Annotated in this window: 3 protein-coding genes; all 3 read left to right on the forward strand. The window is 72.3% G+C overall.

Translation table 11 applies throughout. The features are described 5' to 3' along the window. Window positions 1-2548: amino acid adenylation domain-containing protein (locus VF632_RS15200; RefSeq protein WP_331023765.1), on the forward strand; the 2548-nt coding region annotated here is incomplete at its 5' end. A gap of 16 nt (window positions 2549-2564) precedes the next feature. Beyond that, complete coding sequence (locus VF632_RS15205; protein WP_331023766.1) at window positions 2565-5873, forward strand: amino acid adenylation domain-containing protein; 3309 nt, start codon at window positions 2565-2567, stop codon at window positions 5871-5873. Window positions 5874-5919: 46 nt separating this feature from the next. Continuing rightward, the coding region (locus VF632_RS15210) for a hypothetical protein (RefSeq protein WP_331023767.1) at window positions 5920-6105 on the forward strand (186 nt) is incomplete at its 3' end.

Here is a 6105-nt window from a genome sequence, read left to right on the forward strand (position 1 = left end):
GCGGCTGCGCCTCCGGGCGCGGGCGCTGGGGGTGAGCGCGGCGAGCCTGTGCCACCTGGCGTGGGCGCAGGTGCTGGCGCGGCTGAGCGGCCGGGAGGACGTGGTCTTCGGGACGCTGCTCTTCGGCCGGATGCAGGGCGGGGAAGGTACGGACCGCGTGATGGGCCCGTTCATCAACACGCTGCCGGTGCGGATCGGGGTGGGCGAGGAGGGGGTCGAGGCGGCGGTGCGTCGCACGCACGCGCTGCTGGCGGACCTGCTGCGGCACGAGCACGCCTCCCTGGCGCTGGCGCAGCGCAGCAGCGGCGTGGCGGCACCCGCGCCGCTGTTCACCTCGCTGCTGAACTATCGCTACGGCGTGACGAAGCGTTCGCGGCAGGCGGGGCAGCCGCGGAAGGGCGTGCGGGGCGTTCACGCACAGGAGCGGACGAGCTACCCGGTGGCGGCCTCGGTGAACGACCTGGGGGAAGCGTTCGTGCTGACGGCGCAGGTGGCGGCCCCGGCGGAGGCGGAGCGGGTGTGCCGGATGATGCACACGGCGCTGGAGCGGCTGGTCGAGGCGCTGGAGGCCGCTCCCGGGCGGGCGATCGGGAGCATCGACGTGCTCCCGGAGGCGGAGCGGCGCATGGTGGTGGAGGAGTGGAACCGCACGGAGGCGGAGTATCGGCGGGATGTCTGCGTGCACGAGCTCTTCGAGGCGCAGGTGGAGCGCACTCCCCACGCGGTGGCGCTGGTCCATGAGAACGAGGAGGTGACGTACGCGGCGCTGAACGCCCGGGCGAACCGGCTGGCACACCACCTCGGAAAGCTGGGCGTGGGTCCGGAGGCGCGGGTGGGGCTGTGCGTGGAGCGCGGCATCGAGATGGTCGTCGCCATCCTGGCCGTGCTCAAGGCCGGCGGGGCGTACGTGCCGCTGGATCCGGAGTATCCCGAGGAGCGGCTGGGCTACATGCTCCAGGACAGCGCGCCCGTGGTGCTGCTGACGCAGCGCTCGCTCTCGGAACGGTTCGGCGGATCGGGCATCTCCATCGAGGTGCTCGATGGAGATGCTTCCGCCTGGACCGGCCAGCCGGATTCCAATCCCGGGCGCGGGGCGCTGACTCCGGAGAACCTGGCGTACGTCATCTATACCTCTGGCTCCACGGGGCAGCCGAAGGGGGTGATGAACCGGCACCGTGGCGTCATCAACCTGCTGGCCTGGGGAGAACGGCACTGGGAATTCGGAGCCGGCGACGCGCTGCTGCAGCTGACGTCGTTCAGCTTCGACGTCTCGGTACGCGACCTGTTCACGCCGCTGCTGGTGGGCGCCCGCCTGGTCCTCCTGCGGCCCGGTGGACAGCGGGAGGTAGACTACGTGGTGGACGTCGTCCGCCGCCGGGAGGTCAGCACCATGGCCCTCACTCCCTCGCAGCTGCAGGCATTCCTGGAGCACCCGGGGCTGGAGGGCTGCTCCAGCCTGCGGCGGATCGTACTGGGGGGGGAGTCCCTCCCCGTGGGGATGGTGGCGGAGCTCCGGGCCCGGCTGCCGGGAGCGCGGCTGTACCACGAGTACGGCCCCACGGAGGCGACCGTGACCTCGACGGCGCGGACCTGCGCTACGGAGGGCGAGGCGCCGGGCGCTTCGATCGGGGGACCGATCTCCAACACGCGTGTCTACCTGCTGGACGCGCGGGGGGAGCCGGTGCCCGTTCGGGTTTCCGGCGAGCTGTACGTGGGCGGCGCGGGGGTGGCGCGGGGGTACCTGGGCCGGCCGGCGCTGACGGCGCAGAAGTTCGTTCCCGATCCGTTCGGCGCCGAGCCTGGAGCGCGGCTGTACCGAACCGGGGACCTGGGGCGGTGGCTGGCGGATGGGACCATCGAGTTCCTGGGGCGTGTGGACACCCAGGTGAAGGTGCGGGGCTACCGGATCGAACCGGGAGAGATCGAGGCCCGGCTCCTGGCGCGCGAGGGGGTGAGCGAGGCGGTGGTGGTTGCGCACGAAGACCAGGCGGGGAACCGTCGCCTGGTGGCGTACGTGGTGGGCGACGTGGAGGCGGGGGTCCTGCGCGACCACCTGCGCCGGGAGCTGCCGGAGTACATGGTGCCGGCGGCGTTCGTCGCGCTGGAGCGGCTTCCGCTGACGCCGAGCGGCAAGCTGGACCGCAGGGCGCTGCCGGCCCCGGAGCACGCCGCCGCCGCGGACCGGTACGTAGCGCCGCGGACGCCGACCGAAGAGTTGCTGGCGGGGATCTGGGCGGACGTGCTGCGGCTGGAGCGGGTGGGGGTGGAGGAGAGCTTCTTCGAGTTGGGCGGGCACTCGCTGCTGGCCACGCGGGTGGTCTCGCAGGTGCGCGCGGTGTTCGACATCGAGCTGCCGCTGCGGGCGCTGTTCGAGGGGCCCACGGTGGCGGAGCTGGCCCGCGTCGTGGCGGAACGAGGGGAGGTGGCCCTGGCGGGACCGGTGGCCGAGCCGGCGCCCGGCCCCGAGGCCAGCGCGCACCACCTGCTCGACACGATCGACGAGCTGTCGGAAGAAGAGCTGGACCGCCTCCTGGGCGCGCAATCCTGAGGAACCAGAGATCGGAATGACCCTCCCCCCCAAGGTTGCCGGCACGCTCTCGCGCAGCGAGAAGCAGGAGCTGCTGCGGAAGATCCTCCTCGAGAAGGTCGGCCGGACGCGGACCGCGCCCACCTCCTTCGCGCAGGAGCGGCTCTGGTTCATCGACCGGCTGGAGCCGGGAAGCACCACCTACAACCGGCCGGTGGCATGGCGCCTGGCAGGTGCGCTGGACGAGGCGGCGCTGGAGCGGGCGCTGGCCGAGGTCGTCCGCAGGCACGAGGCGCTCCGGACCACGTTCGCCGAGGTGGACGGTTCGCCGGTGCAGGTGATCCCGCCCTTCGGCGGGTTCGCCCTGCCGGTGGAGGACCTGTCGGGGCTGGGCGAGGCCGATCGCGAGACGGCGGCCAGGCGGCGCGCCGGCGAGGAGGCGCGGCGGGCGTTCGACCTCGCGGCGGGACCGCTCTTTCGCGCGGTGCTGCTGCGGCTGGATGCGGAAGATCACCTGCTGCTGGTCTCCATGCACCACATCGTCAGCGACGGGTGGAGCATGGGGGTGCTGCTGCGCGAGCTGTCGGCGCTGTACGAGGCGTACCGCGACGGGCGTGAGTCGCCGCTGCCGAAGCTTCCGGTGCAGTACGCCGACTACGCGGTGTGGCAGCGCGAGCAGCTGGCGGGCGAGGCGCTGGACCGGCAGCTCTCGTACTGGCGGGAGCGCCTGGCTGGCGCGCCGGAGCTGCTGGAGCTGCCCACCGACCACCCCCGCCCGCCGGTGCAGACGTACCGGGGCGCGTCGGTGCCGGTGGAGCTCTCCCCGGAGCTGCTGGAGCGGCTGCAGGCGCTGGGGCGCAGCGAGGGCGCCACGCTGTACATGGTTGCGCTGGCTGCCTTCCAGGTGCTGCTGGGCAGGTACGCCGGGAGCGAGGACGTGGTGGTGGGAAGCCCGATCGCCGGGCGCACGCGGGGCGAAGTGGAGGCGCTGATCGGCTTCTTCGTCAACACGCTGGTGCTGCGCACCGACCTTTCGGGAGACCCGAGCTTTCGCGAGGTGCTGCGGCGCGTGCGGGAGGTGACGCTGGGCGCGTATGCGCACCAGGACCTGCCCTTCGAGAAGCTGGTGGTCGAGCTGCAGCCGGAGCGCTCCCTGAGCCACTCGCCGATCTTCCAGGTGATGTTCGCCCTGCAGAACGCCGTGGGCGGGGGAGGGGGCGGGGGAGGCGGTCTCGCGGGTCTGAAGATGAGCGGAGCCGGTACGGCCATGGAGGCCGCCAACTTCGATCTTTCCCTGGAGCTCGCGGCGACCCCCCGGGGCCTGCGCGGCGGACTGAGCTACAGCACGGACCTCTTCGAGCGCGGCACGATCGAGCGGATGATCGGCCACCTGGCACGGGTGCTGGAGCAGGTCGCCGCGGACGCGGACGTGCGGCTTTCGCGGCTGGACCTGCTCGGGGATGCGGAGCGCGCGCAGGTGCTGGACGCGTGGAACCGGACCGAAGCGGAGGTTCCGGCGGACCGGTGCATCCACGAGCTGTTCGAGGCCCGGGTGGAGCGCACGCCCGGCGCGGACGCGCTCGTCTTCGAAGACGAGACGCTGAGCTACGCGGCTCTGAACGCGCGCGCCAACCGCCTCGCCCACCACCTTCGCGGCCACGGCGTGGGCCCCGAGGTGCGCGTGGGCGTGCTGATGGAGCGCGGCGTGGAGATGGTTGTCTCGCTGCTGGCCGTGCTCAAGGCGGGCGGCGCGTACGTGCCGCTGGACCCGGGGCTGCCCGCCGAGCGGCTGGCGTACATGCTGGAGGATTCCGGTGTCGCCGTGGTGCTCACCCAGGAGCGGTTGCGCGGCATCCTTCCCGCCTCCGATGTGCCGGCGCTGGACGTGGACGCGGCGTGGGATTCGGTCGCGCGGGAGAGCGCGGAGAACCCCGCGCCCGTCGTGACGCCGTCGAACGTGGCGTACGTGATTTACACGTCGGGCTCCACCGGCCGCCCCAAGGGGGTGATGAACCAGCACCGGGGCGTGGTCAACCGGCTGGTGTGGATGCAGGCGCACTTCCGTCTAGGCGCGGACGACGTGGTGCTGCAGAAGACGCCGTTCGGCTTCGACGTGTCGGTGTGGGAGTTCTTCTGGCCGCTGCAGCAGGGGGCACGGCTGGTGATGGCGCGGCCGGACGGGCACCGCGACCCGGCCTACCTGCGCGACGTGATCGAGCGCGAAGGGGTGACCGCGCTGCACTTCGTCCCCTCCATGCTGCAGGTGTTCGTGGAGGCGGTGGAGGACGGCCGCTGCGGGTCGCTCCGCCACGTGGTCTGCAGCGGCGAGGCGCTGCCGCCGGCGCTGGTGCGGCGCTTCTACGACCGGTTCGCCGGCCCTGTGGAGCTCACCAACCTGTACGGCCCCACCGAGGCGGCCGTGGACGTGAGCTGCTGGACCTGCCCGCGTGAGGACGCGGCCGGCGTGGTGCCGATCGGCCGGCCGGTGTGGAACACCGCGCTCTACGTGCTGGACGCGGCGCTCGAGCCCGTCCCCGTGGGCGTTCCCGGCGAGCTGTACATCGGCGGTGTCCAGGTGGCGCGCGGCTACCAGGGCCGGGCGGCGATGACCGCGGAGCGCTTCGTCCCCGATCCGTTCTCGGCCGAAGGCGGCGCACGGCTGTACCGGACGGGCGACCGGGCACGGTGGCGGATGGATGGCGCCATCGAGTACCTGGGGCGGCTCGACTTCCAGGTGAAGGTGCGCGGCTTCCGCATCGAGCTGGGCGAGGTCGAGGCGCGGCTCGTGGAGCACGCCACGGTGCGCGAGGCGGTGGTGCTGGTGCGCGACGACGCGCAGGGCGAGAAGCGGCTGGTGGCGTACGTGGCCGGCGACGAGACGGCCGGAGCGGAGGTGCTGCGGGCACATCTCCTGGAGCGGCTCCCCGAATACATGGTCCCGGCGGCGTACGTGCGCCTGGACGCGCTGCCGCTTACGCCGAACGGCAAGGTGGACCGCCGGGCGCTCCCCGCGCCCGAGGGCGATGCATTCTCCACGCGCGGGTACGAGGCGCCCGCCGGTGGGACGGAGGAGGCGCTGGCGGAGATCTGGGCCGGCCTCCTGGGCGTGGAGCGGGTGGGCCGCCACGACGACTTCTTCCAGCTCGGCGGGAACTCCCTGCTGGCCACCCGGCTCGTGTTCCGGGTCAAGCGCGAGATGGACGTGGAGCTCTCGGTGCGCGACGTCTTCGAAAAGCCCGAGCTTTCCCTGCTGGCCCAGCACCTTCTCGACGCCCAGCTGGCCGAGTTCGATCCGAACGAGATCGAAGAGCTGCTTGCGCTGGTCCGCGCGGCCGACGTGGGATGACGGATCAGTCGCCTTCCATCGCAACAACGAACTGTCTCCAGAGCCGATGAGCACGACGCTGTCGATCGCCGAACGTGAACGGATCCTCGAAATGGCGCGCGCCGCAAAGCTGGCGCGCAGCGCACCGAAGGTTTCCGCCATCGTGCCGGTGGAGCGCACGGGGGCGCTGCCGCTGTCCTTTGCGCAGGAGCGGCTCTGGTTCGTCGACCGGATGGAGCCGGGAAGCGCCGTC

It is taken from the genome of Longimicrobium sp. (genome assembly GCF_036388275.1).
GTDB lineage: Bacteria > Gemmatimonadota > Gemmatimonadetes > Longimicrobiales > Longimicrobiaceae > Longimicrobium.

What these genes read in the sequence shown, in the direction of transcription:
- VF632_RS15205 (WP_331023766.1), top strand. Translation starts at nt 2,565, where the DNA reads ATGACCCTCCCCCCCAAGGTTGCCGGCACGCTCTCGCGCAGCGAGAAG.